Origin of the sequence: Dysosmobacter segnis, assembly GCF_014297285.1 — a bacterium.
GTDB lineage: Bacteria > Bacillota > Clostridia > Oscillospirales > Oscillospiraceae > Oscillibacter > Oscillibacter segnis.
In genome coordinates, this window is sequence record NZ_JACOQI010000003.1 from 66975 (window position 1) to 93934 (window position 26960).

24 protein-coding genes and 1 tRNA gene are annotated in these 26960 nt (G+C 59.5%); 7 read left to right on the plus strand and 18 right to left on the minus strand.

The genetic code is table 11. From position 1 onward, the window contains the following. Positions 1-46 precede the first annotated feature (46 nt). The 6 genes from H8Z83_RS04765 to H8Z83_RS04790 form a co-directional block, all read right to left on the minus strand. The gene (locus H8Z83_RS04765; protein WP_187013991.1) at positions 47-685 is read right to left on the minus strand and encodes a YigZ family protein; all 639 of its coding nucleotides are present in this window, start codon (positions 683-685) and stop codon (positions 47-49) included. Next, positions 682-1242, minus strand: coding sequence for a GNAT family N-acetyltransferase (locus H8Z83_RS04770; RefSeq protein WP_187013992.1), 561 nt, complete (start codon positions 1240-1242; stop codon positions 682-684). Before H8Z83_RS04770 ends, H8Z83_RS04765 begins: the two co-directional genes overlap by 4 nt. Next, positions 1239-2537: a GTPase HflX gene (hflX, locus tag H8Z83_RS04775; protein ID WP_187013993.1), complete on the minus strand. Its 1299-nt coding sequence runs from the start codon at positions 2535-2537 to the stop codon at positions 1239-1241. Before hflX ends, H8Z83_RS04770 begins: the two co-directional genes overlap by 4 nt. A 151-nt stretch (positions 2538-2688) precedes the next feature. Then, positions 2689-2892 (minus strand): 50S ribosomal protein L31, encoded by a 204-nt coding sequence (rpmE, locus tag H8Z83_RS04780; RefSeq protein ID WP_187013994.1) that lies wholly within the window; start codon positions 2890-2892, stop codon positions 2689-2691. A 131-nt stretch (positions 2893-3023) separates the two neighbouring features. Continuing rightward, complete coding sequence (addA, locus tag H8Z83_RS04785; RefSeq protein WP_187013995.1) at positions 3024-6584, minus strand: helicase-exonuclease AddAB subunit AddA; 3561 nt, start codon at positions 6582-6584, stop codon at positions 3024-3026. After that, entirely contained in the window at positions 6572-9901 is a 3330-nt protein-coding gene (locus tag H8Z83_RS04790) for a PD-(D/E)XK nuclease family protein (protein WP_187013996.1), read from the minus strand. Before H8Z83_RS04790 ends, addA begins: the two co-directional genes overlap by 13 nt. A 131-nt stretch (positions 9902-10032) precedes the next feature. On the opposite strand from H8Z83_RS04790, the gene H8Z83_RS04795 reads away from it, so the two are divergent. The 6 genes from H8Z83_RS04795 to H8Z83_RS04820 all read left to right on the plus strand — a co-directional run bounded on the left by H8Z83_RS04795 (position 10033) and on the right by H8Z83_RS04820 (position 15849). After that, positions 10033-10644 carry a DUF1643 domain-containing protein gene (locus tag H8Z83_RS04795; RefSeq protein WP_187013997.1) on the plus strand — a complete coding sequence of 204 codons (612 nt, stop codon included), beginning with the start codon at positions 10033-10035 and terminating at the stop codon, positions 10642-10644. 186 nt (positions 10645-10830) lie between these two features. After that, positions 10831-12114: a nickel-dependent lactate racemase family protein gene (locus tag H8Z83_RS04800; protein ID WP_187013998.1), complete on the plus strand. Its 1284-nt coding sequence runs from the start codon at positions 10831-10833 to the stop codon at positions 12112-12114. Continuing rightward, positions 12111-13268 carry an aminotransferase class I/II-fold pyridoxal phosphate-dependent enzyme gene (locus tag H8Z83_RS04805; protein ID WP_187013999.1) on the plus strand — a complete coding sequence of 386 codons (1158 nt, stop codon included), beginning with the start codon at positions 12111-12113 and terminating at the stop codon, positions 13266-13268. The genes H8Z83_RS04800 and H8Z83_RS04805 overlap by 4 nt, the downstream gene beginning before the upstream one ends. Before the next feature lie 155 nt (positions 13269-13423). Next, entirely contained in the window at positions 13424-14305 is an 882-nt protein-coding gene (locus tag H8Z83_RS04810; RefSeq protein ID WP_187014000.1) for a transporter substrate-binding domain-containing protein, read from the plus strand. A 118-nt stretch (positions 14306-14423) separates the two neighbouring features. Beyond that, entirely contained in the window at positions 14424-15116 is a 693-nt protein-coding gene (locus H8Z83_RS04815; RefSeq protein WP_207731992.1) for an amino acid ABC transporter permease, read from the plus strand. Positions 15117-15123: 7 nt separating this feature from the next. Next, complete coding sequence (locus tag H8Z83_RS04820; protein WP_187014158.1) at positions 15124-15849, plus strand: amino acid ABC transporter ATP-binding protein; 726 nt, start codon at positions 15124-15126, stop codon at positions 15847-15849. Positions 15850-15892: 43 nt separating this feature from the next. Here H8Z83_RS04820 and spoIIR read toward each other — a convergent pair whose 3' ends face one another. From spoIIR to H8Z83_RS04835, 3 genes are all read right to left on the minus strand, one after another. Continuing rightward, on the minus strand, positions 15893-16510 hold the full coding sequence (gene spoIIR, locus H8Z83_RS04825; RefSeq protein ID WP_187014001.1) for a stage II sporulation protein R: 618 nt from the start codon (positions 16508-16510) through the stop codon (positions 15893-15895). Between the two features lie 66 nt (positions 16511-16576). Next, positions 16577-17440 (minus strand): 4-(cytidine 5'-diphospho)-2-C-methyl-D-erythritol kinase, encoded by an 864-nt coding sequence (gene ispE / locus H8Z83_RS04830; protein WP_187014002.1) that lies wholly within the window; start codon positions 17438-17440, stop codon positions 16577-16579. Next, positions 17437-18720, minus strand: coding sequence for a DUF1015 domain-containing protein (locus H8Z83_RS04835; protein ID WP_187014003.1), 1284 nt, complete (start codon positions 18718-18720; stop codon positions 17437-17439). The genes ispE and H8Z83_RS04835 overlap by 4 nt, the downstream gene beginning before the upstream one ends. Before the next feature lie 130 nt (positions 18721-18850). On the opposite strand from H8Z83_RS04835, the gene H8Z83_RS04840 reads away from it, so the two are divergent. Next, the gene (locus H8Z83_RS04840) at positions 18851-19075 is read left to right on the plus strand and encodes a DUF378 domain-containing protein (RefSeq protein WP_187014004.1); all 225 of its coding nucleotides are present in this window, start codon (positions 18851-18853) and stop codon (positions 19073-19075) included. Positions 19076-19119: 44 nt separating this feature from the next. Here H8Z83_RS04840 and H8Z83_RS04845 read toward each other — a convergent pair whose 3' ends face one another. The 9 genes from H8Z83_RS04845 to ruvC all read right to left on the minus strand — a co-directional run bounded on the left by H8Z83_RS04845 (position 19120) and on the right by ruvC (position 26933). After that, positions 19120-20868, minus strand: coding sequence for an Rqc2 family fibronectin-binding protein (locus H8Z83_RS04845; protein WP_187014005.1), 1749 nt, complete (start codon positions 20866-20868; stop codon positions 19120-19122). 3 nt (positions 20869-20871) lie between these two features. Continuing rightward, on the minus strand, positions 20872-21273 hold the full coding sequence (locus H8Z83_RS04850; RefSeq protein ID WP_187014006.1) for a Mini-ribonuclease 3: 402 nt from the start codon (positions 21271-21273) through the stop codon (positions 20872-20874). Positions 21274-21510: 237 nt separating this feature from the next. Next, complete coding sequence (locus tag H8Z83_RS04855; protein WP_187014007.1) at positions 21511-22761, minus strand: alanine racemase; 1251 nt, start codon at positions 22759-22761, stop codon at positions 21511-21513. Positions 22762-23095: 334 nt separating this feature from the next. Further along, positions 23096-23169, minus strand: a tRNA-Gln gene (locus H8Z83_RS04860). A gap of 395 nt (positions 23170-23564) precedes the next feature. Then, positions 23565-23843 carry a zinc-ribbon domain containing protein gene (locus H8Z83_RS04865; protein ID WP_187014008.1) on the minus strand — a complete coding sequence of 93 codons (279 nt, stop codon included), beginning with the start codon at positions 23841-23843 and terminating at the stop codon, positions 23565-23567. Positions 23844-23881: 38 nt separating this feature from the next. Continuing rightward, the gene (locus tag H8Z83_RS04870; RefSeq protein ID WP_187014009.1) at positions 23882-24523 is read right to left on the minus strand and encodes a sigma-70 family RNA polymerase sigma factor; all 642 of its coding nucleotides are present in this window, start codon (positions 24521-24523) and stop codon (positions 23882-23884) included. A 131-nt stretch (positions 24524-24654) separates the two neighbouring features. Next, positions 24655-25716, minus strand: a complete 1062-nt coding sequence (ruvB, locus tag H8Z83_RS04875; RefSeq protein ID WP_187014010.1) for a Holliday junction branch migration DNA helicase RuvB — start codon at positions 25714-25716, stop codon at positions 24655-24657. A gap of 89 nt (positions 25717-25805) precedes the next feature. Beyond that, positions 25806-26411 carry a Holliday junction branch migration protein RuvA gene (ruvA, locus tag H8Z83_RS04880; RefSeq protein WP_187014011.1) on the minus strand — a complete coding sequence of 202 codons (606 nt, stop codon included), beginning with the start codon at positions 26409-26411 and terminating at the stop codon, positions 25806-25808. Between the two features lie 12 nt (positions 26412-26423). After that, complete coding sequence (gene ruvC, locus H8Z83_RS04885; RefSeq protein ID WP_187014012.1) at positions 26424-26933, minus strand: crossover junction endodeoxyribonuclease RuvC; 510 nt, start codon at positions 26931-26933, stop codon at positions 26424-26426. Positions 26934-26960: the final 27 nt, after the last annotated feature.

Genomic DNA, 26960 nt, shown 5'->3' on the forward strand with positions numbered 1-26960 from the left:
AATCCGGCGTTTTCAGCCGAAACGTCGAAAAGTCAAGGAACGGTTGTCAGTTTGCTTCCTCCCGGGGTCCCGGCAAAAACTCCTCCCCTGCCACCGTCATGGTCAGACTCCCGGCGGAAAGCTCCGTCAGCCGGAGCTGGAACGTTTCCGCAGCCCCGGCGGGAAATGCCGTCCGGAGGGTGATGTCCGCGCCGTATTCCGCATCCCGGACCACGCCGCCGGTGGCGGCCACCTCCAGCTTCATCCGCTCCAGCAGCGGATAAGTGCAGGGCACGTCCCATAGCGTCCAAAGCCCCATCCGGGCGATCCCGGCGGCGGTCAGCGCATCAGCGGCTCCCTTGGTGTAGGCTCTGGTCAGCCCCCCGGCTCCCAGCAGTACGCCGCCGAAGTACCGGGTCACAACGCAGCACACATTCCAGACCTCCTGCCGCTGGAACACGTTCAGCATAGGCTGGCCCGCCGTGCCCTGCGGCTCGCCGTCATCGGAATAGCGGACCACGCCGCCCTCTTGCAGGAGGTAGCACCAGCAGTTGTGCCGGGCGTCATAGTATTTCTTTTTCATTTCCTCGATGCGGGCCCGGGCCTCCGCCTCCGTCCCCACCTTGTAGAGGTGGGTGATGAAGCGGGAGCGCTTTTCCGTAAACTCGCTCTCGGCGTCCTGATAGGGGACGATGTACTCCGTCATGCAAACTCCTTTTCACCGGAAAAAGCCAGCCATTCTTCCTTTTTCAAGGCGTAAAACACCGTTTTGTTGGTCATTCCGATGACATTCGTTGTCTCTTTCGTGAACTGATAGCGGAAGCCGCACTTCTCAATGACCCGACGAGACCGGCTGTTCCAGTCATAATGCGAGCACCAGACGGCTTCCAGCCCCAGCGTCTCAAAGCCGAAGCGCAGCAGTTCTGTTGCAGCCTCCGTCATAACGCCATGGCCCCAATACGGCCGTCCCAGCCAATAGCCCATCTCCCGCTGCTCTGTGGCAGAAAGCTCCGGAAAAATCTCCGATGACGGCTGAAGGCCCACCGCTCCCAGCAGTGCGCCGCTCTCTCTGCTGAGAATCGCGCAGACCTCCGGCGCGCTGAACACATCCCGGATGACCTCCCGGCTTTCCTCCACGCTTCCATGGGGTTCCCAGCCGCACATGGGTCCGATCTCCGGGTCCGACGCCAGAGCGTACAATGCCTCGGCATCCTCCTCCCGCCAGGGGGCGAGGAGCAGCCGCCGCGTTTTCAGCGTGATCATTCCCAGTCCTCTTTCGGCGGCGTCCAGTCCTGGGTATAGTCTCCGATCTGGCCCAGCACCTTGGGCGGGCACACCGCCACAATGTCAATGGTCTCGCTGTATTCCACGGATTCCACCTTGGCCTCCCGGTACAGCATATCCAGCAGGCTGCCCTTGTCATACGGCAGGTGGATGGTCACCCGGCGGGTGCCCTTGTCCAGCCGCCGGTCGATCATTTCCAGCAGACGGTCCACGCCCTCACCGGTCCGGGCGGAGATGGAGCAGATGTCAGCGCCGTGGGGCCGCAGGTCACCGGCCTCCACACGGTCGCACTTATTGAATACGTCGATGCGGGGGATCTCATTGGCTCCCAGTTCCACGATCAGCTTCTCCACGACCTCCGCCTGATGCTGCCATTCCGTGTTGGACACGTCGATAACATGGAGCAGCAGATCTGCGTACTCCAATTCCTCCAGTGTGGCCTTGAACGCCTCCACCAGCTGATGGGGCAGCTTGCGGATGAAGCCAACGGTATCGGACACCACCACATCCATGGTATCGCTGACCGTCAGCAGGCGGCTGGTGGTGTCCAGCGTGTCGAACAGCCGGTTATTGGCCGGGATCGCAGCGCCGGTAAGCTGGTTCAGCAAGGTAGATTTGCCCGCATTGGTATAGCCAACGATGGCCACCACCGGGATCTCGTTCTTCTGCCGCTGCTGTCGCTGGGTGGCCCGGACACGACGTACCTCTTCCAGATCTGCCCGGATCTTGTCGATCTTCTTGTTGATCAGACGGCGGTCTGTTTCCAACTGCGTTTCGCCGGGGCCTTTAGAGCCGATGGGTCCCTTGCCGCTGGTGCCGCCCTGACGCTCCAGATGGCTCCACATACCGATCAGCCGGGGCAGCAGATAGCGGTACTGGGCCAGCTCCACCTGCAAGCGGCCCTCCTTGGTTTTTGCCCGCTGAGCGAAAATATCCAGGATCAGGCCGCAGCGGTCCAATACCTGAACGCCCAGCAGCTCCGTCAGCACCCGCTGCTGGGAGGGGGAAAGGTTATTGTCGAAAATGACCATGGTAGCACCTACATTTTCAACGTAAAGCTGCACCTCCGCCACCTTGCCCTCCCCGATGAAGGTGCGAGGATCCGGCGTGGGCCGGTTCTGGAGAACGATGCCGGCAGTCTCGCCGCCGGCGGTCTCCACCAGAGCGGACAGCTCGTCCATACTTTCCTCGGTGGCACTGTCCTCCCGCAAAACCGGGGAGTTCAGGCCCACCAATACAACTTTATCTCGAATTTCTTCCTTTTTCGGTAACAAATGTGTCTCTCCTTGCGTTTGGGAGGCCCCGTGTCAAATGGGTTTCCCATTTCATTGATGTGTCCAGTATATCCGAATTTTGAAAAAATGCAATAAAAAAGCAGTGGTCTGCGGATGCAGACCACTGCTGGATGTGACGAAGTGTACAGGCTTACTTGTTCAGGCCGAACTTCTTGTTGAACTTGGCCACGCGTCCGCCGGTATCAACCAGCTTCTGCTTGCCAGTGAAGAAGGGGTGACACTTCGAGCAGACTTCCACCTTGATATCACTCTTGGTAGAACCTGTCTCAATCACATTACCGCAGGCGCAAGTAATCGTAGTCTGCTGATAATTGGGATGGATTCCTTCCTTCATTGCTCTCGTTCACCTCTTTCTGGTACAAAACTACCTCTATGGAGCTTTCACCCCACAAAAGCTAAATAAGCATATCACATCGGAACACAGATTGCAAGCATTTTTTCCGGTTTTTGCGAAAAAGCTTGAAATCACGAGATTTCCACGGTTTTCCCGGCTTGCAGGAAGTACAGCGCCTTCCGTGTCACCGCCTTTTCCAGCACCCGTTCCAGCGCCAGAGAGTACGCCGCCAGCTGGCCCCGGTACAGCTCCGCGTGCTGTGCCACATCTTCCTCCGTCTGTACGAAGTCGGTCTTAAAGTCCACCACCGTGATGCCCTCCGGCGTTTCAAACCAGCAATCCACCACACCTTGCAGCAGGATGCTGTCCTCCTCCGCGGCTGCCGGGTCATAATCCCGGGCCGGCATCAGCACCGTGAACCGATACTCCCGCGCCGCCGTTTCCGCCTGCCGCATTTCCTCAGCCAGCGGGGATTCCAGAAAGCGCCGCAGAGCGGGAACGTCCACAGCCGCCGCCTGCTCCGCCGTCAGCTTGGCCTCCAGCCGCAGCTTTTCCACCTGTCCGGGCACATCCGAATTTTGCAGATCCAGATACTGCAAGACAAGATGGGTGGCGGTGCCCCGCTCCGCCGGTGTCAGTCCCTTTTTCTCCCGGCGGAATTTGGGCTGGACAAGGGGCCGGATATAGGGCGTGTGGTAGGCATCTTCCGCGATCTCCTGATCCAGCGCCCGGCCCTTTAGCTGCGTGGCGGTGAGCTTGGCGGGGAGAGTTGTTTCCCGCTGATAGGGATACCGGAAGGTCAACAGCGCCGGGTCAAAGAGCGTTTCTCCTGCATCTTTCTCCGTGTCGGACACGGCCGCTCCCGGCGCCCATCCGAAGTCATCGCCGTCATGGATGAACACCTGCCATGGGGCGGTATCACCGGTATACAGACCGCCCGCCATCACCCCGGCCATATCCCGCAAAGGCGCGGCCTCCGGGCGGCACAGCAGCGGCAGTAAGATCCAATCTCCGAAGCACTTCCCCTCCGCCACCACCTCCGGCATCACGGGACAGGCCGCAGCGGCGGTCAGCTTTTGAAGGCGCTTTTCCGCGCCGTACAGCGCGTCTACCAAAATCAGCTTTTCCTTTGGCCGGGTCATGGCCACATACAGGATCCGCTGTTCCTCCGCAAGATTTTCACGGCGAAGCTTTTCTTCCAGCGCCAGCCGGGCCATGGTGGGATAGCGGATCTTCCGCTTCAGGTCGATGCACAGAGGGCCAAGGCCCAGTGCCGGGTGCACCAGCACCGGCGTATCGAAATCCTGCCGGGAAAAGGCGTGCTCCAAATCGCAGAGGAACACGATGGGAAATTCCAGGCCCTTGGATTTGTGAATACTCATCATCTGAACGCCGCCGCTCCCCCCAGCGGTTTTCACGGCGGGAGCCTGCCCGGCGTCAATGAGCCGCCGGAGCTGTGTGATGAAGGCGAACAGCCCCCGGTAGCCGCTGCTCTCAAAGCGCTCGGCGTGGCGGGTCAGGGCCACCAGATTTTCCTGCCGGACGCCGCCCTCGTCCATAGCGCCGAAGATACCCGGCAGATGCAGCGTATTGTAGATATGCCACAGCAGGCGGCACACGTTCATGTCTGCCGCCGCGTCCCGCAGTCCGGTCAGCGTTGTCAGGAACGCTTGTACGTCCTCGCCGCCGTCCGCCAGCAGAGCGTCATAGAAGTCTCCCTCCCGGTCACGGCTGCGGATCTCCGCCAGACGGTCCGGCGTAAAGCCGAACACCGGGGAGCGGAGCACGGCGATCAGCGGCACATCCTGCCGGGGATTGTCGACGATCTCCAACAGGGCCAGCGTGACAGAGATCTCCGGGGTCTGGTAGAAATCGCCGCTTTCCTCAAAGGAGCAGGGCACATCCCGCTCCGCCAGCGCTTGGGCGAAGGCGGCGGACCGGCTCCCCGGAGAGCGCATCAGGATCACGATGTCCTCCGGGCGGCAGGGCCGCAGCGTGCCGTCCTCCCCGGTGACGGGATAGCCCTCATCCAGAAGCTGACGGATACGCTGCGCCGTGAACCGGGCCTCCGCCAGCAGCCGTTTCACCGGGCGGTCATTTGCCGCCGACTTCTGATGGGCGGAGATGAGGTGGAATTCCGTCTCGCAGTCCTTCCGGGGCGGGTAGTACTCCGCGCCGAAGTGGAGGGACTCGTCCTCGCCGTATTCCATCTCTCCCATGTCCGCCGACAGGATGTTGGAGAAGACGAAATTGGCCGCGTCCAAAATCTCTCCCCGAGAGCGGAAGTTTTTGGACAGCAAAATTTTGCGGTTCTCCCCATCCGCCGCATTTTCAGCAGGTGTGAAGCGGCGGTACTTGTCAAGAAAAATCGTAGGGTCCGCCAACCGGAACCGGTAAATACTCTGCTTTACGTCCCCTACAGTAAAGAGGTTTTTGCCTTCACGGGACACTGCCCGGAAAATGGCGTTCTGCACCTCGTTGGTATCCTGATATTCGTCCACCAGGATCTCCCGGTAGCGGCCCGCCACCTGACGGCCCAGTTCCGTAGGCGCGCCGTTCCGCTCCACCAGCAGGCGAAGGGCCAGATGCTCCTGATCGGAGAAGTCGGCGCAGTTCATCCGCAGCTTTTCCGTCCGGTAAGCGTCGGAAAAGTCCGCCGTCAGCTTCAAAAGGGCTGTCATGGCAGGGGCCATGGTCTGAAGGTCCTCCATGGCCTCCGTATCGCTGACCGCCAGCATGGGAGCCAGCTTTTTGGCGGCAGTTTTGGCGTTCTCCCACAGCCCCTTCAGTCTCACGACCTCCGGGTCCTCGGTCATTCCCTTCGGCGTGGTGAGCCGGGGAAATTCCAGTCCATCCAGAGAAATGCGGGCGGCTTCCCAGTTCTGTGCTGCCGCCAAGGGTGCGAAGCTGCGGCTGGCCCGCAGAAATTTTTCGCCGTATCCCTTATAGAGATCCCCGCCCACGGTGGACTGTCCCGCTCGCCGCAGCGCTTCCATGTGGTGAAAGCCCTTTCGGCGGATGACCGCCAGCAGCTCGGCGGCGTAGGGCGTTTCGTCGAAGTCCCCGCTCCGATTTTCCCAGATCGTCCGATTTTCCGCGAGCCAGTGTTCAGGATCGGCGTGACTTTGCAGCTTTTCGTAGGTTTCCAGCACCAGATCCTCCAGGGCGCTGTCATCCCGGCCCGCGCCCAGCGTATCCGCCAGCAGGGCGCCGCCCTCGTCCAGTTCCTCGTAAAACCGCTCCAGTACCCGGGTCAGCACCCGCTGGCGCAGGAGCTTTGCGTCATTTTCGTCCAGCACCCGGAAATCCGGCGTCAGGGTATAGCGCTCTCCCTCCTGTGCCAGAAGATGGGTGTTCTCCCGCAGCAGTGCCGTGCAGAAGGCGTCCACGGTCTTGATGTCCGCCTGATACGCCCGCAAAAGCTGGCTGCGGAGGTGTCGGTCCTCCGGGGTCTCCGCCATCCGTTTGGACAGTTCGGCGGCGATCTTGCTCCGCAGCTCGGCGGCGGCAGCCTTCGTGTAGGTGATGATGAGAAAATCATCGATATGGCAGTGGTCCTCCGTCACGTATCGGAACAGCCGCTCCACCAGCACCTTCGTCTTGCCGGACCCGGCGGCGGCAGACACCAGCAGGCTGCCGCCCCGGTTCTCCACCGCCGCTTGCTGCTGCTCCGTCAGTTTCAGCTTTGCCATGAGTCACCGCCTCCTTCCTCAAGTTCTTTCCAAAATTCCTCCGGTTTTACCGGCAGGATGTACCGCAGACGGTCCCGGTCCCGTCCATCGCGGAACTGACAGGCGGAGACCCAGTCGCAGAAACGGCACTGGCTGTCCTCCTCGCTGTGGCAGCAGGGATCCGCGTCGATGTTGCCGCTGCGCAGCTCGTCGGAGATCTGGCCCAGCAATTTGTCCACATACGTGCCCAGCTTCCCCAGCCGGGCGGCGGAGGCGAGGCTCCCGGAGAGATTTCCGTCCTTGCCGACCCGCAGCGGCAGATAATGGGGCTCCGTCAGGGCCTCATGCTCCATGGCCTGTAACACCGCCGGGTCCTCCAAGAGAAGTCCGGAGCGCTTCAGTGTCTTTTCCCGCTCCTTTTGCAGAGCTTCCTGAGAGATGCCCCGCTCCGCCGGCAAAATCTCGTCCCGTGCGGGGAGATACAGCACGCCCGCCGGTTCGATCTCTTTTCCGAAAAATTCCGCCCCCTCCTTTTGCAGGGCAAAGAGGTACAGCAGCATCTGAATATCCAGTCCCATGCGGACGTTGGCCAGATCGAATTTCTTCTTGCCGGATTTGTAGTCCACCACCCGGAGGTACAGCTTATCGTCCTTGATCCAGCCGTCCACCCGGTCCACCTTGCCGCCTACCCGCAGTTCCCCGTCCGGACGGGAAATGGTGACGGCGGGCAGTGTTCCGTCCTTCCCTCCGAACCCCAGTTCGAAGGCCATGGGGACAAAATCCGAGTGGCGCAGTTCCTCCGCCACCTGGTCAATGATAGCGTAGGCGTTGGTCCGCAGACGGTTGAACAGATACCGGAACCGGGGGGTACGGTTCTGGAAATTGTGCAGCTCCTGTTCCGCATATTGGTCGATATATTGTCGGGTCAGGCGGTGAAGTTCCTCGTTGTCCACCGCGGCAAAGCCGCCCTGTCCCAGCACGTCCCGGGTGACGTTTTCCAGCAGATAGTGGAGAAACGTGCCGATCTGGGGCGCGTCGAAGGAGGCCGGTTCCCGGGGTTTGGCCCGCAGACCGTACTCCATGAAGTAGGCGAAGTGGCAGGAGCGCATCCGTTCCAGCCGGGAGGCGGTCATGGAAACCCGCTCTCCGTAAATGGCCCGGACTGCGGCGGGAGACAGACTGCCCCGTCGGGCCGCGGCGGCCCGCTCCATGGCGCTTAAATGCCGGGCACAGTCCGGCTCCTGCTGAAAATATCGCCACAGGGGGCCGTCGGGGTCCTGTCCCGCCATTTCCAGCGCAGGTTCAACGGCTGACAGGCGATATGCCTTGTCAGCTCGCTCGTGTTCCACACACAGCTTCGGGAATAGTTTCCGCAGCCGCTCCACCACAAACGCGGGGCGCAGCTCGCTGCCGGAAACATCCGTCACCGGATAGCTCACCGTCAGGCCCGCCGTGGGCTGGGCAAGCGCGGCGTAGAGGTTTTGCAGTTCAATGCCCATCCGTTCCATGCCGGTGGGGGCCAGCTCGACGCCCCGGAGGGCCAGCGCCTGACGGTCATCCTCGTTCAGCAGGCCGCCGCTCTGACCGGGGTCCGGCAGCACGTGGTCATTGGCTCCCAGCAAAAAGAGGTAGCTGGTTGTGTGCCGGTCATTTCGGGTGATCTCGCTGACGGACACCTGATCCAAAGCCACGGGGATGGTACCCACGCTGTACTGGGTCAGCACCAGTCGGAACAGCCGCTCAAACTCGCTCTGTTCCAAGTGTTCTTCCCCTAAAATTTCCACAAACTGATCCAGCACACCGCAGAGGATCTCCCAAAGCTGAGCGGTCTCCTCCGCCTCCTGCATCCGGCCCGCCTCCGCCTGGGCGTGCATCCGCTCCGTCAGGGCCGTTTCCAGTTTCAGCTCTTCCATGAAGCTGTACAGGGCCTCCACATAATCCCGGGCCGTCTCCCCAGCCTTCAAGCCCGCCGCCAGACGCTCCAGCGGTTCCCGCACCCGGCGGCGCAGTTGATTTACCTGCGTCAGCACGGCCTGCCGCCGGTCGTTCCACGGCGCGCCGTAGCCGTCCGGGTTTTCCGTCCAGTCCTCGTCCCGGAGCCATGTCTGGCCGTGGATGTCCCATTTCAGAACATAGTTTTCCAGCAGGTCACATTCTTCTGCCGTCAGGCCCGCCAAACCGGTTTTCAGCCAGCGGAACATATCCTCGTACTCATAGCCGTTGGAGATGGAGGACAGCACGCCGGTCAGCAGGCTCAGCACCGGCTTTTCCAGAATGTCGCTGCGGCGGCTGAGATACACCGGGATCCCGTACCGCTCGAACACCGTTTCGATGGTCCCGGCGTACTCCGTCATATTCCGGGCCGCCACGGTGATGTCCCGACAGCGGCACTTCCCCGCCGCCAGCAGACGGCGGATGTCGGCGGCGGTCTGCTCCACCTCGGAATAGACAGTGGCGGCCTCCCGGAGCCGGATGGCGGCGCTGTCGCCCTCATAGGGCAGATTCTCCCCAAAGAAATGGCGCTCCAAATGTCCAAGTGCTGACGGGTCCTCATTTGTTAAGGATAGTAGCTTTACAGGTTTCCCCTCAGAAGCGGCCAACCACTCCAGCATGGACATGGTTTTCAGCGTGGGTTCAAAGATCTCCTCCCGGCTGTTGACTTCTCCAAGCAACGTGATCGTAACAGACCGGGCCTGCCGCAGAAAAATCGCCAGCGCCCGCCGCTCCTGGGCGTTGAAATAGGTAAAACCATCGATGAAAATGTCCTTGCCCCGCACATAGCCGGACTCCTCCAAATGGTCGCAGAGCTTGGTCATCCGGTCCCGTGCGTCCAGGCCGGGACGGCGGAGCCGGGCCTCATAGGCGGCGTAGAGCAGGCTCAGATCCGTCAGCTTGTCGTGGGTGGCGCCGTCTATGTCCTGCGCCTGCTGGTACAGGATCTCCGGGGTCACCTCGTAGCTTCGCAGTTCGTCGAACAGCGCCAGCATCTGTTCCAGAAAGCCCACCTTCTGCGAGGGCTTCCGGTATACGGTCATCTGGGGGGCCGTTTCCAGCAGCGCCCGCTGGAGGGTCAGCAGCTTGCCGCCGTTATCCAGCGTCACGTCCGCGATGCCGCCGGTGATGCTCAGCACCCGCTCGCTCAGCCGCCGAAAACTCAGCACCTCGGCATGACGGCTGGCGGTATCGCCGCAGGCGCGGCACACGTCCACCTCCGCCTGGTGGGAGGCGTGCTCCGGCACCAGCAGGATCTGCTGGCTGCTCTCCCCCAGTTCCGCCATCCGCCGCAGCATGGTATCCGATTTTCCCGTTTTGGCACGGCCAATCAAGATCGTCAGCATAGTGACCTCCCGCAGTTTGTTTTTTCCCATTCTATCACAACACCGCCGCCAAAAACAGACCCGATTGCCTTTTTTTCGCCGCCATGCTACAATGGCTTCGCTATGAATTCTGACATACAGGAGTGATCGTCATGCCCCATATTCCACAGGGCACCACGGATACCGTGGCCCTCGAGCTGTTTGATCCGGCGCTGGACGCCGCCCTGCGCCCCTCCCCGGATTACGATGTAAGCCGCTGGCTCTATGTGCCCAACACCTATTCCGAATACCGTTACATTTTAGGCACCCGGGGCCAAAAGTCTCTGATCTGCGTGGGGATCAACCCCTCCACCGCCGCGCCGGACGCGCTGGACCCCACCCTGCAGTCCGCCCAGCGCATCGCCCTGAACAACGGCTATGACAGCTTTCTCATGTTCAATGTCTACGCCCAGCGTGCCACCCGGCCGGACGATATGGAGCGGGTGTGCAACAGCGCTCTCCACGAGGAAAACCGAAAAGCCTTCCGCTATCTGCTCTCCCTTTCGGAGACCCCTGCTATCTGGGCCGCCTGGGGGAACATCATCGAAAAGCGGGATTACCTCATGGACTGTATGCGGGATTTCGCCGCTGACGGTCAGGCCGCAAACGCTCAATGGTTCACCGCCGGGCCGCTTCTGAAATCCGGCCATCCCCACCATCCCTTATATCTGAAATCCACTACTGCATTGCAGCCCTTTGATATTGACGCTTATCTGCGCCGCTGATCCAGCCGCCCGTCTGGATTTCCGGGCGGGCGGTTTTTATCTTTGCCCTCCCTTGTCAAAAAAACACAAAAGCCCTCCGCTGAACAACGCCGAATTTTGGTGAAGCGGCGGCAGATTTCTTATTGAACATTCAATTTTGACGTGTATAATGAATTATTATTCATGTGTCTTCATAGGAGGCTGCTTATGAAAACCTACAACTTTAAATATGGACATGGGTCTGTGTCCCTTTCCCTGAACGAAGCGGATATTCTGGCGGAACTGCATGGAACAGAGACGCCGCCCATCAGCGACATCCGTTCTGCCCTGTTCGCCTCGCTGGAGCAGCCCATCGACAGCGCGCCTCTGCGCCAGCGGGTCCGCCCCGGAGATCGGGTGGCGCTGGTGATCAGTGACATGACCCGATTCTGGATGCGGCAGGATCTGGTGATTCCCCATCTCGTTGACTATCTCATCGACGAATGCGGCGTACAACCGGAGCATCTGACCATCGTGGTGGCCAACGGCACTCACATCGGCGGCGATGAGCAGGAACTGCGGACACTGGTCACCGACGGGGTCTATAACCGGGTCCGTGTGAAGAATCATGACTGCGAGGCCAAGGATCTTGCCTATCTGGGCACTACGCCCCATGAGACACCAGTGTGGATCGACCGCACCGCCGCGGAAGCGGATCTGGTGGTCTGCTTAGGCGCCGCCACCCATCATGTGATGGCCGGCTTCGGCGGCGGACGGAAGAGCATCCTCCCCGGCATCAGCGGCTTGGAGACCATTCGCCACAACCACGCCTATTCTCTGGACAGCACCAAGCTCCGCACCAACCCCGCCATCGGAAACGGCGTGTTGGCGGGAAACCCGCTGCACGAGGATATGTGCGAGGCGGCGTCACTGGTGAACAACCTCTTCATGGTGAATCTGGTGATGAACGCCGACATGAAGCTCTCGTATATCTTCTCCGGCCACTACCTGACCTCCTGGGAGCGGGCCTGTACTGCCGTGGATGACATTTACCGGGTGGATATTCCCTGCCGGGCAGACGCCGTGGTCACCAGCTGCGGCGGCTTTCCCAAGGACATCTCCCTCTATCAGGGCACCAAGACCATTGACAATGTGGAATCCGCGTTGAAGCCCGGCGGTACGCTGGTTCTGATGATCGAAGCGCCGGAGGGCGGCGGCCCCGCCGAGTACTTCGACTGGAGCAAGAATTTACAGGACGGCACCATTGAGCAGCGTCTGCGGGAGGCCTTCACCGTGGCAGGCTACATCTTCTTCCTGAACTGTGAGCAGGCCCAGCGGTACCGCATTTTCATGTATTCCTCCATTGATCCCCAGACCGTTGCACCCATGGGGATCCACGCCTTTTCCGATATGGATGCCTTACTGAAAGCCGCGGAACTGGACGGAAAATCCACCTATATCATTCCCAACGGGTCCACCGTGATCCCCCGGGTGAAAGGAGAAACGCTATGAGACCTGTAAAATCATATATCGCCAAGCGATTTCAGAATTCCGACGCCGGACTGAGTCTGGACACCGACGCGCTGGCCCGGTATTCGGATATCATTGATCTCAGCATCGGCGACACGGACTTTATCACCGATGACGCCATCATCGACACCGCCTTCCGGGAAGCCAAGGCCGGGTACACCCACTATGGAGATCCGAAGGGTGATCCGGAGCTGATCCGCTCCGTCTGTGATGCATGGCAGACGGATTTCAAGCAGCCCCTCTCTCCGGATCACGTTCTGGTCACCGCTTCCAGCAGCATGGGAATGGCGCTGGTGATGCTGTCCGTTCTGGACCCCGGTGACGAGGTCATCGTCTTTTCCCCCTACTTCTCCCTCTACCGCACCCAGGCGGAGCTGGCCGGAGGAGTGTGCGTAGAGGTCCCCACCTATGCAAGCGAGGGATGGGCCATTGACGAAGCCCGTCTCCGGGCGGCCATTACCCCCCGCACCAAGCTCATTGTGTTCAACAATCCCTGCAACCCCACCGGCATGGGCTATGACCGCTCCACGCTGGAGCTGCTGGGCCGGGTGGCGGAGGAGCATGACCTGCTGATCGCGGCGGATGAGATCTATACCACCTACCTCTATGAGGGGGACTTCATCCCCCTCCGCACGATCCCGGGGCTCGCTCACCGGGTCATCACCCTGAACAGCTTTTCCAAGAATTTTCTCATGACCGGCTGGCGGGTGGGCGTAGCCATCGCGGAGCCGGAGATACTGGAGGTCATGAGCAACATCAACAACTCCCTGATCTATACGGCCCCCTCCATCTCCCAGCGGGCCGCCATACAGGCGCTGGCGATCCGGCAGACCATTCGTGAGAAATACGTTCTGGCCTACCGGGACCGCATTTTCTACGCGGCGGACCGGATGGAGCAGATCCCCTACCTCAGTCTGGTACGGCCCAAGGGCACCTTCTACCTCTTCCCCGGCATTGAGAAAACCGGCCTCAGCGCCGAGGACTTCTGTCAGGCGCTTCTGGAACGGGCACACGTTCTGGTCACACCCGGCACGCTGTTCGGCAGCACCGGCGCCGGACATTTCCGCATTGCGTGTACGGTGGGGCTGGACCGCCTGAAGGAAGCCTTTGACCGGATGGAGGGCCTGTCCTTCTGACGGTAATTTATTCGCATGTTGTGAATATTTATAAATATTCATTCAGCAAGTTTTCGATTATATACAGTTTGCCTATTGATTTTAACTGAATATTGTGTATAATCATACGTATAAACAGAGTTGATTCAATAATCACTCAGGATTTGGAGGATCATATGAAAAAGAATACATGGAAAAAGCTCATGTCTCTGGCGCTGGGCGCCATGATGATGCTGTCTCTGCTGACCGGCTGCGGCAGCAAAACTGAAGATTCCGCTCCGGCGGACAGCACCCCGGCTGAGGAAACCCCGGCAGAACCGGCCGTAGCGGCAAGTCTGCTGGAAAAGGTCAAGACCAGCGGCAAGCTGGTAGTCGGTACGGAAGCCCAGTACGCTCCCTACGAGTTCAAGGATCTGAATGCTAACTTCGCAGGCTGCGATATGTGGCTGGCCCAGCAGATCGCCGATCACCTGGGCGTGGAGCTGGAAGTGGTGGATATGTCCTTTGACGGCATCATCCCCGCCGTGAAGTCCGGTCAGGTGGATCTGGGCATCGCCGCCTTCACCAAGACCCCTGAGAGAGCCGAGGAGATCGACTTCAGCGACCTGTATGAGAAAAGCGCTCAGCTTCTCATTGTAAAGGCAGGCAACGCAGATCTGTATTCCACCAAGGAATCTCTGGCAGGCCAGAAGGTCGGCGCGCAGAAGGGCACCATCCAGTCTCAGCTGATCCAGACCGCTCTGCCTGACAGCGAACTGTTCGAGCTGGAAAAGTATCCCGCTCTGGCGCTGGAAGTCCAGAACGGCAACATCGCCGGCCTGGTGGTGGATCAGGCTGTGGGCGAATCTTTGATTGCCACCAGCAACGGCGGTCTGGAAGTCTCCAACTTCGCCTTCACTTCTGAGGAAGCCTCCTTCGGCAAGGCCGTTGTGGCCGCCAAGGGCAGCGAGGATCTGCTGGCAGAAGTCAACACCGTCATCAATCAGGTGGTCAACGACGGCAGCTACCTGAAGGCTTATGACGAGGCTGTGGAGCTGGCTGCCAGCATGGGTCTGTAAAATAAATACCGATTCTGATTAGAACCAAGCACGGACGCGCGGGGAACCAACTCTGGTTCCTCGCGTGCCCGCCTGATATTTGCCGGATACCGGCACACAAACAAGGAGGAATTCTCCCATGGCCTTTTTGGAAACCATGGCAAAGCTGATAGAACGCTACAACAGCTTTTTCACCGAAGGCATCGTCAACACGCTCATCATCGCCGCCTTCTCCGTTCTGTTTGGCGCGATACTGGGCACCCTGATGGCCTCTCTGCGGATGTGCCGCATCCCTCCCCTGCGGTGGATCGCAGTGGCGTACATCGAGTTTGTCCGCGGAACGCCGCTGATGGTGCAGCTCATGTTTATCTTCTACGGTCTGCCTATGATCGGCATTACCATTCCTAACATTCCCTGGATTCCCAACTTCTCCCGGTTCGCCGCCGGTATCGTGGCTATGAGCATGAATAGCTGCGCCTATGTAGCGGAGATCATCCGTTCCGGTATTCAGGCTGTGGACGGCGGACAGATGGAGGCCGCCCGGAGCGTTGGCTTCAGCAGCGGTGAGGCCATGCGGCTGGTGGTCCTCCCCCAGGCCATCCGCAATATTCTCCCGGCGCTGGGCAACGAGTTCGTCACCGTCATCAAGGAATCCTCCATTGTCTCCGTGATTGGCATTGCCGACCTGATGTTCCGCACCAATGACGTGATCGCCGTGACCTACAAGAATCTGGAATGTCTGGCTGTGGCGGCGCTGTGCTACTTCGTGCTGACCTTCGTCAGCGGCCGGGCGGTGTCTCTGGCGGAAAGGAAGCTGTCCCATGGAAAATAAGCGTGAAATTCTGAAAGTTGTGGACCTGCAAAAAAAATTCCACAAGCTGGAGGTCCTCAAGGGGATCAGTACCACCTTCCACGAAAATGAGGTGGTCTCCATCATCGGTCCCAGCGGCGGCGGCAAGTCCACCTTCCTCCGCTGCCTGAATCTGCTGGAGCAGCCTACCTCCGGCCAGATCCTCTTTGACGGCACGGATATCTGCACCATCAAGGGCAAGGCCATCGACCACTGCCGTCAGCGGATGGGCATGGTGTTCCAGCAGTTCAACCTGTTCAGCAACATGGACGTGATGCACAACCTCACCGCTGCCCCGGTGCGCATTAAGGGGATGTCCCAGTCCGACGCACAGGAGAAGGCCTTGGAGCTTTTGGCAAAGGTGGGTCTGGCCGACCGGGCCGACGCCTATCCCAGCCAGCTTTCCGGCGGCCAGAAGCAGCGGATCGCCATTGTGCGGTCCCTGATGATGGACCCGGAGGTCATGCTGTTCGACGAGCCTACCAGTGCTCTGGACCCGGAGATGATCGGTGAGGTGCTGGACGTGATGAAGGATCTGGCAGAGAGCGGCATGACCATGATCGTGGTGACTCACGAGATGCGCTTCGCCCGGGAGGTCAGCAGCCGTACCATTTTCCTGGACGGCGGCGTCATCGGCGAGGATAAGCCCTCCCACGAGCTGTTCTCCCATCCGGAAAGCCCCCGGCTCGTCACCTTCCTGAATAAAGTTCTGTAAAACCTGTAACAGCCCGTGCGGAATTGATCCGCACGGGCTGTTGTCATTTGGTCAGCTTTGCTTTTAAGGTCTGCCACAGCTCCACTGATTTGAATTTCAGGATATAGCCCTCGTCCGCCTCCGTGATGAGGGCCACCTCCTGATCCGTCAGTCCCGCATCCAGCGCGACGGTGGGAACATCGCTGGCCGCCGCCGTACACAGGGGCGGAAACACCACGCACCACCAGTTCTGCCCCGCCGCCTCTCCGATCAGGACCCGCAGAGCCAGATATTCCCCGGCGGGCAGGGCAAAGCCGTCATATTCCTTTGTGGGAAAGGACGTTTCCGCCAGCTCCGCCCGGACGCCGTAATCATAGCCGTTGGCCGTGATGACGGCACGGGCCGTTTCCTCCAACTCCGGGAGGATATCCGTCAAGCGGCGGCTGGCCTCCGCCTGACTGTCCGCTCCCCGGAGGGTCTCTGTGGCCTGTTCCAGCACGGCGTCCCGCACCTTCAGCTTCAGCGCCTGATCCTCCTCGGAATCGGAGTTGGCCAGTACGTGAAGCCGCACCACCTTCTCCGCTAACTGGCTCTGGGTGTGAAGGGCCACCGCCCCGGAGGTCAGCGCCAGCGCCGCCACGATCATCAACGTAAGCTCGATGGGATGTAACCGCTGTTTCATAAAAAATTTCCGTCCTTTCCGGATACGATTCTCATGTATCTGGATTCTGGACGGAAATTTTATGTTTTATACCAACTCGCCAACAGGTTTTGCCAAATAGGTCTGCGGATAGCGCTGCTTCAAGGCGGTCTCCGCTGCCTTCGCCGCCGTTTTCTCCCGGAAAATGCCGAACACCGTCGGCCCGGAGCCGCTCATGGCGGCGTTCAGCGCCCCCAGCTCCAAAAGCCGGTTTTTGATGTGGAACACCTCATGGTATTCCTCTGGCAGAAATTCCTCGAACACGTTGCACAGCCGTGCCGCCACGCCGTCCAGATCCCCCGCAGACAGTGCGCGGATCATGCCGTCGATATCCGGGCGGTTTTTCGGTGTCCCGGCATCCGCCAACGTGAACAGCGCAGGCGTGGGGATGCCGAATTCCGGCTTGCACAGAACGATCCAACAATCCGGCAGGGCAGGCAGCGCCGTCAGCCGTTCCCCCCGGCCCTCCGCCAGAGCCGTGCCGCCGGAAACGCAGAAGGGCATATCACTGCCCACCGTCAGTCCGATGGCCCGCAGCTGCTCCACGGGCATTTCAGGCGCATACTGCCGGCGCAGGCACCGCAGCAGCGCCGCCACATCCGCGCTGCCGCCCCCCAAGCCTGCGTAGGCCGGGGTGGTTTTTTCCAGATGCACGGTCAGGGGCGGCATGGGCCGTCCGACGGCGGCAAAAAAGGCTTCCGCCGCCTGCTGCTCCAAGGAGGACTTCCCCGCCGGGACCGTGAAGCCGTCCGCCAGCAGCGCGAAGCCGATGCCAGTCTCCTCCACCGTTACTGTGTCGCAAAGGGAAACGGACTGCATCACCATCCGCAGCTCGTGGTAGCCGTCCGTCCGGCGGCCTAAAATGTTCAGGGCCAGATTGATTTTCGCCGGGGCCTGTTCCTGTATCTTCATCGAATCCTCCTGGCTTCCAGATAGTAGCGCTTATCCCGCGCCTCTCCCATGGAGAAGGTCTTGCGGGGCAGCACGCCGTCGGCCATCACGGTGGGGAACAGCTGCTCCTTCCCCATGAGCGGCAGCAGGAATCCCAGATTCCCCGGCCGACTGCCCAGCTTTCGGGCCACGTCATCCCCGTGGATGTAATCCACCTGCACCTCCGGATGGTCCCTGCAATATGCGTCCAGAAAGGCTTGCAGCGTTCCCACCGTCAACTGCGCTTTGGGGTGCGGAACCGTCCACAGGCCGTCCATTCCCTGACCGCAGACCTCTGCCGTATGCCCCTCTCCCCCGCCAGTATGCGCGCCGGGATAGAACGCCTGAAAGGCGTCCCACAGATCCCGGCCGTCCACATGGAACAGTACCCGGTGGATGGGTTCAAAGGTCAACGCGTCATCGTGAAGATTCACCACCTCCACCAAGGCGTACCGGGCGGGCAAGGACGCCCACCGCTCCGGCGGCGTCACCTTTTTCAGATTTTCGTAGCAGGCTTTGGCGGTGGCCAGAGAATGATTGCCGTCTCCCACGGCGAACAGCAGCGGGGCCGCGTCCGCCATGCTGTACTTATCCGCCATGGCCTCCGGACTTTTCAAGGCGCTCAGGGTGTTGGCCACCCGGCTCATCTGACTATCAGTCAGCCGCCAGCCCTTCACATGGCCGCCGCCCAGCATGAGGTCCGTGTCATAGAGGGCTTCCATGACGCCGGTCTCCACTGTCAGCGGTTCGATCACGCTTCTCCGCGGATCGTCGATCAGCAGCATCGCATGGGGCAGCTCCAGAGCCGCGTGCTCCCGCACCCGTACCCGGGGCGGGATGCGCTCCAGCACCGTCCCCTCCGTGGCCCGGATCAGCGCCCCGGAGCCGGGGGTGAAGTCATATTGCTCCAGATCAACACAGCCGATCAAACCATGCCGCACCCGGCCGTCAGACTGCGTGCGCTCCAGATAGATCAGGCTGTCCGGAAGCGTCCGGAACAGGCCATCCGCCAAGTAGCGGTCCATAGAAGCGTTGATGGTCTCAATTCGCTTGTCCACATCCGGGCCGTTCAGATAGACCTCCGGCAGCACCAGCCGCAGGGCTGACGGAGCCTCCCCTACGGCTGCTTCCGCCGCCTGCCAGTAGTCCGGCTGGGAGGTGAACTGGTCACAGGCGACCACCGGCCATTTTTTCATGTCAGCCGTCTGCGGCAGTAAGATATCCGCCGGGTAAAAGGCGGTCTGTTCAAATCGTTGATCCATAGGTATCCCTCGCTGTTTTTGATTTCGTTTTTCATTATAATGCAGACGCATCTGCCTTGCAAGGTATGAATAAAATCCGTCTTTTACGAAAACACTACGGACAGTTCACTTGTCACACAGGAGGTACAATATGATCGTTGACAAAATTGCGCTGATTCTTGTGATCGTCGGCGCGCTGAACTGGGGCGGCGTGGGGCTGTTCGGCTTTGACACCGTCGCATTCCTGTTCGGCGGACAGGCCGCCGTCCTCTCCCGGATCGTCTACGCGCTGGTCGGGCTGGCAGGTCTCTGGTGCGTCACACTGCTGTTCCGCGACACGGAGGACAATACCGGCCATGCGCCTCACACAGCCTGAGCCATTCAACAAAAAAGAGCACCTTACGGTGCTCTTTTTTCCTGTTATTTTCCGTTTTGCAGACGCCTCACCAAGTCCTCTGCCGGGGTGACGTTGACGGTGCGGTAGGTGGTGTAGATCACCATGCCGGGGCGGGCGCCTGCCGGTTTTTTGACATACTTCACCTGTGTGCAGTCCACCGGCACATTGGCGCTGTCCTTGGCCTGGGAGTAGTAGGCTGCCAGACTTGCGGCCTCTGTAATATCCTGATCCCCCGGCTCCCCGCCGTTGGTACAGAGGATCACATGGGAGCCGTGGAGCTTTTGCACATGGAACCACAGATCCCGGTAGTCGGCGTCCTTCAGGGTCAGTTTGTCGTTCTGGCGGTTGTTCCGCCCCACCAGTACCCGGAAGCCGCCGGAGGTTTTGAATTCCCGTGGCTTGGAGGGCCGCTGGAGCACCTTCTTCCCCTGCTTACGGATGAAGCCGGCATCGCTCATTTCCCCCCGGATGTCCAGAAAGTCCTGCTCTGTTTCCGCCTGCTGGATCTCCTGCAAAACGCTCTCCAAATAAGCAAGGTCTCGACGAGCCAGAGCCATCTGCTCCCGGAGGTACTTCTCCGCTGTCTTAGCCTTGGTGTAGCGTTTATAATACTTGGCGGCGTTCTGCTGGGGCGTCAGCAGCGGGTCCAGCGGAATGGTGACCTCCGCCAGATCTTCATCGTAGTAATTCTGGCAGACCAGCTTGCTCTCCCCACGCTCCATGCGGTAGAGATTGGCGGTGATGAGGTCCCCGGACAGCCGCAGAGCGTCCCGCTCCTGGGTGGCAGCGTAGTCTTTCTCCTGCAAGGCCAGTTTGCGCCGCACCCGGCCCCGGGCGGTGGTGGCGGTGCGGATCAGGTCCGCTCCCCGCTGCCGCACCCGCTCCTGCCGCTCCTTGGCTTCATAAAAGCTGTCCAGCAGAGCGGAAAAGCTCTCAAAGGTCTCCGTTTCCGCCGCAAGGCCGTATTGGTGCACCGGCAAGGCGGAAAATTCAAAGGGAACCCCCTCCCGTTTCAGAACGATCGGCGTAAAGCTGTTTTCCTTTACACAATTTGCAAACGCAAAGAAAGCGTCCTGAAAACGGCTTCTTCCGGCCTCGTCCAGATTGCAGAGCCGCCCGTCCGTTTCCCCGCAGGCCCGGAAGCTGAGTTCCCGGGCCATCAGGGGCGAAATTCCGAAATAGGCGTCCAGCAGGAAGCGATCCAGCTGGATCTCCGGATTGACTTGGGCCAGCTTTTCGGCAAGGCCCTCCTCTGTTTCCTCTAAAAAGGGCAGCCGTCCTGTGGAGGCGGGAGGCTCGTAAAAAAGCCCCGGCAAAACCTGCCGGGCTGCGGACATCTCTGCGTCCACCCGGCGCATACAGTCGATGACCCGGTTCTCGCCGTCCAGCAGAATCAGGTTGGAGCGGCGGCCCATGGCCTCCAGCACCAGCGTCCGGTGGCCCGGCTGACCGAAATCATCGGTCACGTCCAGTTCAATTCGCACCAGCCGTTCCAAACCCGGCTGGGTGATCTCTGCCACCCGTGCCCCCACCAGATGCTTGCGCAGCAGCATACAGAACATGGGCGGCTCTGCCGGATTGTCCCGCAGCAGCTCCGTCAGCTGGAGACGGGGGGCATTAGCCCCGGCGTTCAGCAGAAGCCGCTTGTTGCCCCGCAGCAGTAGGATCACCTGATCGCGGGCGGGCTGCTGCACCTTATCGATGCGCAGATTCAAAAGCTGGGGCCGCAGCTCCTCCACCACGGCCCGGAGGGAAATTGCGTCCAAGGGCATTTCTTATTCCTCCATCATCACGTCAAAGAGATCGCTGGCCCGCTGACGCTGTCCGCCCAGATACAGCCAGCCGAACAGGGCCTCCAGCGCCGTGGCGGTGCTGTACTGGGCACGGCTGGCGTGGCTGGGTATCGAATGGACCTGGGCGTTGCGGCCCCGGCGGAACACAGCCAGTTCCTCCTCCGTCAGCATGGGGAGAATCTTTTCCGCGCAGGCGGCCTGATGCTCCGCCCGTACCAGCTGGATGGTGGCCTGATGGAGTCCTTTGCCGGTGGCTTTGCCGTGCTGACACAGCCATCCCCGCACCAGCAGTTCAAACACCGCATCCCCCATGTGGGCCAGACCGATGGAACTGATGCCCCGAAGCTGGTCCTCCGTCATACAGATCTCAAAGTGATTTTCCATGATTTCTCCTCACATGAAAAAAAGATTTGCCCGGGCAAATCTTTCAAATTCTGTGCTTACACTACCACAAATCCCGGAAAAATGCAAGTCTTGTTCCGAAAATGTTCCAGAGCGGCTCATGGCGGCAGTCCTCAAGAACTGACTGATAAAAAACTCGGCGGAGCCAGCATAGCTGGCTCCGCCGGTCATTGAATTGCACGCTATTTAACAGGGCCGTGCCCTTTCGAGCTTACAGACTTAGAAATCCGTGTTCACCACAGTGCCGTCAGCCCGCAGGAACAGCTGGGCAGGCTTGGGCTGAGAGGCAAATTGCATGGGGCTGATAACGGCGGCGTAAGAGCCGGCGTTGGGGAACACCACGGTGTCGCCCACTTCCATCTTGGGCATGTCCGCATCGGAAAGGACCAGATCCGTGCCGGTGCAGAGGTTGCCCGTCACGGTGACGGTCTCCCGCTCCGCAGTCTCCACCAGGGGGATCATCTGGAAGGAGTGGTCACCGGTGTAGATCGGCTCCCATGCGGCGATGGGGCCATTGCCCATGAAGTGCTCCAGCATGGCCACCATGGAGGGACGGGCAAAGCCGTTCAGCGTGGCGCTGAGCAGCACGAAGTTCTTGCCATGGGTGACCTTCTTGTCCACCACCTTGGCGACGTAGGTACCGGCGGTACCAACGGCGTAACGGCCGGTCTCGATGTAGAAGCGGGTCTCCGGCAGCTTTTCCTGGAACTCTGCCATGAGCCGCTGGGTCTCAGCACCCAGAGCCGTCGTATCAAAGGGCTTATCCGTCTCGCAGAAGGGAATACCCATGCCGGAACCCAGGTTCACAAACTTCAGGGTACCGAAAGCCTCCCGCATGGAAACAGACAGCCGGAACATATTCCGATAATAGCCCTTCAGAGTCTCAGCGCTGAGCTCCTGGCTCTTCAGATGGGCATGGAGGCCCACGATGCGGATGTTGGGCAGCTTCTTCCAAGACTTCATAGAATCATAGATGAGCTGCTCGTCAATGCCGAACTTGGAAGCGACACCGGTATCGGCGGTATAGGTGAAGTCAGGGTTGACCCGCAGGCCGATCTCCGCCACAATGCCCTGCTCCGCAGCAGCCTCCTGAATGCGCTCCACCTCTGCGGCACTGTCAGCCACCAGCGTGGAGATGCCCAAGCCGCCCCGGATGTCCGCCATGGTCTTACCGGGGGCGGAGAAAATCACCATGTCCTTGCCCAGACCGGCCTTCTGGCCCATAACGCACTCAGCCAGGCTGGCGGCGTCCACGCCGAAGCCCTGATTCAGTACGCAGCGCAGGACCTCCGGATAGGGGTTGCATTTCACGGAATACAGGAAAGTCACACCGGGGAAATCCGTCTTCAGCTGTTCCGTATTCTTCCGGATGATGGCCTCCTCATAAAGATAAAAGCTGTCATGCTGCTTGGCCTGCTCTAAAATGCATTCGCGATTCATGGTCACAGTCCTCTCTTTCATAAAATTCATAAAAATGATCTCATTTTCGGGATCGATGTTGCTCTACTCTGACTATACCACAGCCGCGGACAAATAACCATATAGGAAAAACTGAACACCTGTGGCACAGATCCGTGATGCCCTTCCATCTTCTCTGAATCACCGTTGAAAAAACGTCAGGCAAACGGTTCACACATACGCAGAAAACACAGCAACTCGCCATTCAAGCAGTCCGGGTGTGTCCAGACTTTTGATCGAGCAGTCAGTGCGGAAAATTGCGCAAAACACGCAGAGAACGATCCGGAAGAAATCAATTCCGTAAAGTAAAGAAAAGTCCTGAAACCTTGTGGTTTCAGGACTTTTGTGGCAGCGGGTGAAGGATTCGAACCCTCACATACAGAGTCAGAGTCTGCTGTGCTACCTTTACACAAACCCGCTATATTCGTTCGCTCGTGTCGCACGAACAGGTATTATTATACCGGAAAACAAGAATTTGTCAAGGGGTTTTTTGAAAAAAATAATATTTGCCGATTTCAGCCATTTTCAGGGCGTTTTTTATGGACAATACGTACTCCGCGTGCATCATCAGAAGCAGATCTCGTTATTCCGCAAGTGAGATCCGGCGCAGAGTCTGCTTTTTCTTTAAATTTCATCCGTCACCAGTGCCCCGCTCCCCCCTGTTCCATGTAATCTTGTATTTTCAGGCACGGAAGAGATATGGACCCGGATCGTGACACTTTGGATCCGTCTCATCAGAGATGGAAGCGAAAACAGCGCCCGTCTTTCGACAGGCGCTGTTTTTCAGCAAGAAACAAAACGAATCGTTCGTTCAATTAGCCCTGCTCACGCATCTTGGCGAAGCACTCGCTGCAATAGACCGGACGGTCGGACTTGGGCTCAAAGGGAACCTTGGCCTCGCCGCCGCAGGCAGCGCAAACAGCGGTGAAGTACTCGCGGGGACCGCGGGCAGCGTTCTTGCGAGCGTCACGGCAGGCCTTGCAGCGCTGGGGCTCGTTCTGGAAGCCGCGCTCAGCATAGAACTCCTGCTCACCGGCGGTGAACACGAACTCCTGGCCACACTCTTTGCACACTAAGGTCTTGTCTTCGTACATGATTTTACCCTCTCTTTGAAAAGAAAAATATATTGCGTTCAGCGTGAGCTGAATTCGCCGGAAAGAATTTGCTGTGCCACCTTGCGCCGGATACGCTGCACAGCGTTGTCCACGGACTTCGCGCTTTTGCCCACTTCCAGGGCGATTTCTCTGCAGGAAAGCCCGTCTAAATAGTACCCCAGGATCTTCGCTTCAAATTCGGACAACTGTTTCCGGACACCGGATAAGAGGGCTGCCGTATGTTCCCTGTCAATAAGGTCATCTTCAGGGTCGCGCTGCGCCAGATGATTGGTGCCAGAGGTGTAGGAATTGCTGTCAAAGTCGGGAGTATCCAATGAGACCGACTGGTTCAGCACCTGATGCTTCTCCCGTCCCGCGGAACGCAGAGCGGAATACAGTCGGCTTCGTATGCAAATCTCGGCAAAGGTCCGGAATGAGGCATCCTTGTTGCCATTGAATTCCCGCACAGCCTTGATGAGCCCCAGCATTCCCTCCTGCGTCAGGTCCTCACTGTCACCGCCTGCCAGAAAATACGGGCGGGCACAGGTGCGAACCAACCGGATATACCGGGCGGCTAAAATCTCCTCCGCCTGACGATTGCCTTCGGCAACCAGACGGCACAGCTCCTCATCGGTCAATGCTTCCGGGAAATTCAATTTTTCATTTGGAACTTTGCACATAATGTATTATACCTATCTTGTTGCTGAAATGTCAAGCAAAATATAAAATTCTCGTGAATAAACCAGAAAATTTTTAGTGAAATTATGGAGAAAATCGTTTGCTTCAGGTTTTCTTTCCCACAACGACGCTTTTAAAAGGTCAATTGATCCATCAGCGGACCCTCTGCAGCGCCGCCGGGAATGGGCTTATGGAGGTGCTGATACGCCTTTTGCGTCACACACCGCCCCCGGGGAGTGCGGGTCAGGAACCCCAACTGCATGAGGTACGGCTCGTAAACGTCCTCCAGAGTCACGGACTCCTCTCCGATGGTGGCCGCCAGAGTCTCCAGCCCCACGGGGCCGCCGTTGTAGTTTTCGATGATGGCCGCCATCATCCGCCGGTCCACCGGGTCCAGCCCCAGATAGTCGATCTCCAGCGCGCAGAGGGCCTCGTCCGCCACCTGCTTGGTGATGACGCCGTCGGCCTTCACGTCCGCGAAGTCCCGCACCCGGCGGAGCATCCGGTTGGCGATCCGGGGCGTCCCCCGGCTGCGGCGGGCGATCTCGTAGGCGCCCTCCGGTACAATATCACAGTTCAAAATTCCGGCGGAGCGGGTGACGATCTTCGACAGTTCCTCCGGGGTATACAGCTCCAGCCGCAGCGTCACGCCAAAGCGGTCCCGCAGGGGGGCCGAGAGCTGTCCGGCCCGGGTGGTAGCGCCGATCAGGGTGAAGTGGGGCAGATCCAGCCGGATGGAGTTGGCCGACGGCCCCTTGCCTACGATAATATCCAGAGCGTAGTCCTCCATCGCGGGATACAGAATTTCCTCCACGGAGCGGTTCAGCCGGTGGATCTCGTCCACAAACAGGATGTCTCCCTCGTTGAGGTTTGTCAGCAGCGCCGCCAGATCGCCTGGCTTTTCAATGGCCGGGCCGGAGGTGATACGGATGTTGACCCCCATCTCCTGAGCGATGATGCCTGCCAGGGTCGTCTTGCCCAGTCCCGGCGGGCCGTGGAGCAGAACATGGTCCAAAGATTCCTGCCGCTTCCGGGCGGCCTGAATGAAGATGCTCAGATTCTCCTTGGCCTTTTCCTGACCGATGTACTCCGCCAGGGTCTTGGGCCGCAGAGAGGATTCCTGAGCGTCCTCTGCCAGAAAGGTCTTGGCCACGATAGGCTCCTCGTAAATATCATTTCCAAAGTCGATGCTCAAAATGTCACTTCCCTATGCCGTCAAATTCATGCCCAATATACAGGCCGCCGTCACAGTCAAGCCTGCCGGCAGTCCGCGCAGATTTTCCATCACTTCACCATTTTTTTCAGGCTCTGGCGGATGATCTCCTCCAACGGCAGATTCTCCACATCCACGCCCTTGAGGGCCATCTGCACCTCTTGCGTGGAATAGCCCAGCACCGCCAGCGCCGCAGCAGCCTCGGTGGCCTTGCTGGTAAACACAGCGGGGACCGCCGCGCCCTTTCCGCCGGAGAAGTCCAGTCCGGAGGCGGTCTCCTTCGCCATTTTGTCCTTCAATTCCAAAATGATCCGCTGGGCGATCTTTTTGCCGATGCCTTGGGCCGCCGTCAGGGACTTGGCGTCCTCCGTGACGATGGCCATGGCCAGACCCTCCGGCGTGTTGGCGGAAAGGATGGCCAGCGCCGCCTTGGGTCCCACACCGGACACCCCCAGCAGCAGCTTGAAGCTGTTCAGCTCGTTCTGGGTGGCAAAGCCGTAGAGATCAAAGATGCTCTCTCCCACGTTCAGGTAGGTGTAGAGCTTCTTCTTTTCCCCCTTTTTCAGCTGGGAGAGGGTGTTATTGGTGGTCATGCAGGCGTATCCCACGCCGCCGCAGTCGATGACGGCCAGCCCCGGCAGGATCTCCGCCACGGTGCCGTCCAGATAGTAAAACATACGGTTTTCTCCTTATACAGTTTCCTTCTCCGGCTTGATCTGCGGGAGCCGTGAAGTAGAACTCCTTGCGTGGCATAACGCCAGCGCCAGCGCATCGGCGGCGTCATCGGGCCGGGGTGTTTTCGCCAATTTCAGCAGCCGCTTGGTCATATCCATGACCTGCCGCTTCTCCGCCTTGCCGTAGCCGGTGACGGCCATCTTCACCTGCCCCGGCGTGTACTCAAACAGCGGGATGCCGCACCGCTCCGCGGCGCACAGCAGCACCCCACGGCCATGGGCCACGGCGATGCCGGTGGTGATATTCGTGTTGAAGAACAGCTCCTCCACGGAGATCACATCCGGCTTCAGCTGGCCGATAAGCTCCTCCATGTCCCGGTCGATCTGGTAGAGCCGTTTGGACAGAGGCAGCCCCGCCGGGGTGGTGATGGCCCCATAGGTCACCATTCTGTATTGTGCCCGCTCCCCTTCGATCAGCCCAAAGCCGATGGTGGCGTAGCCGGGGTCGATGCCTAAGATCCGCACAGTGTCCCTCTTTTCTTCTCAATTAAA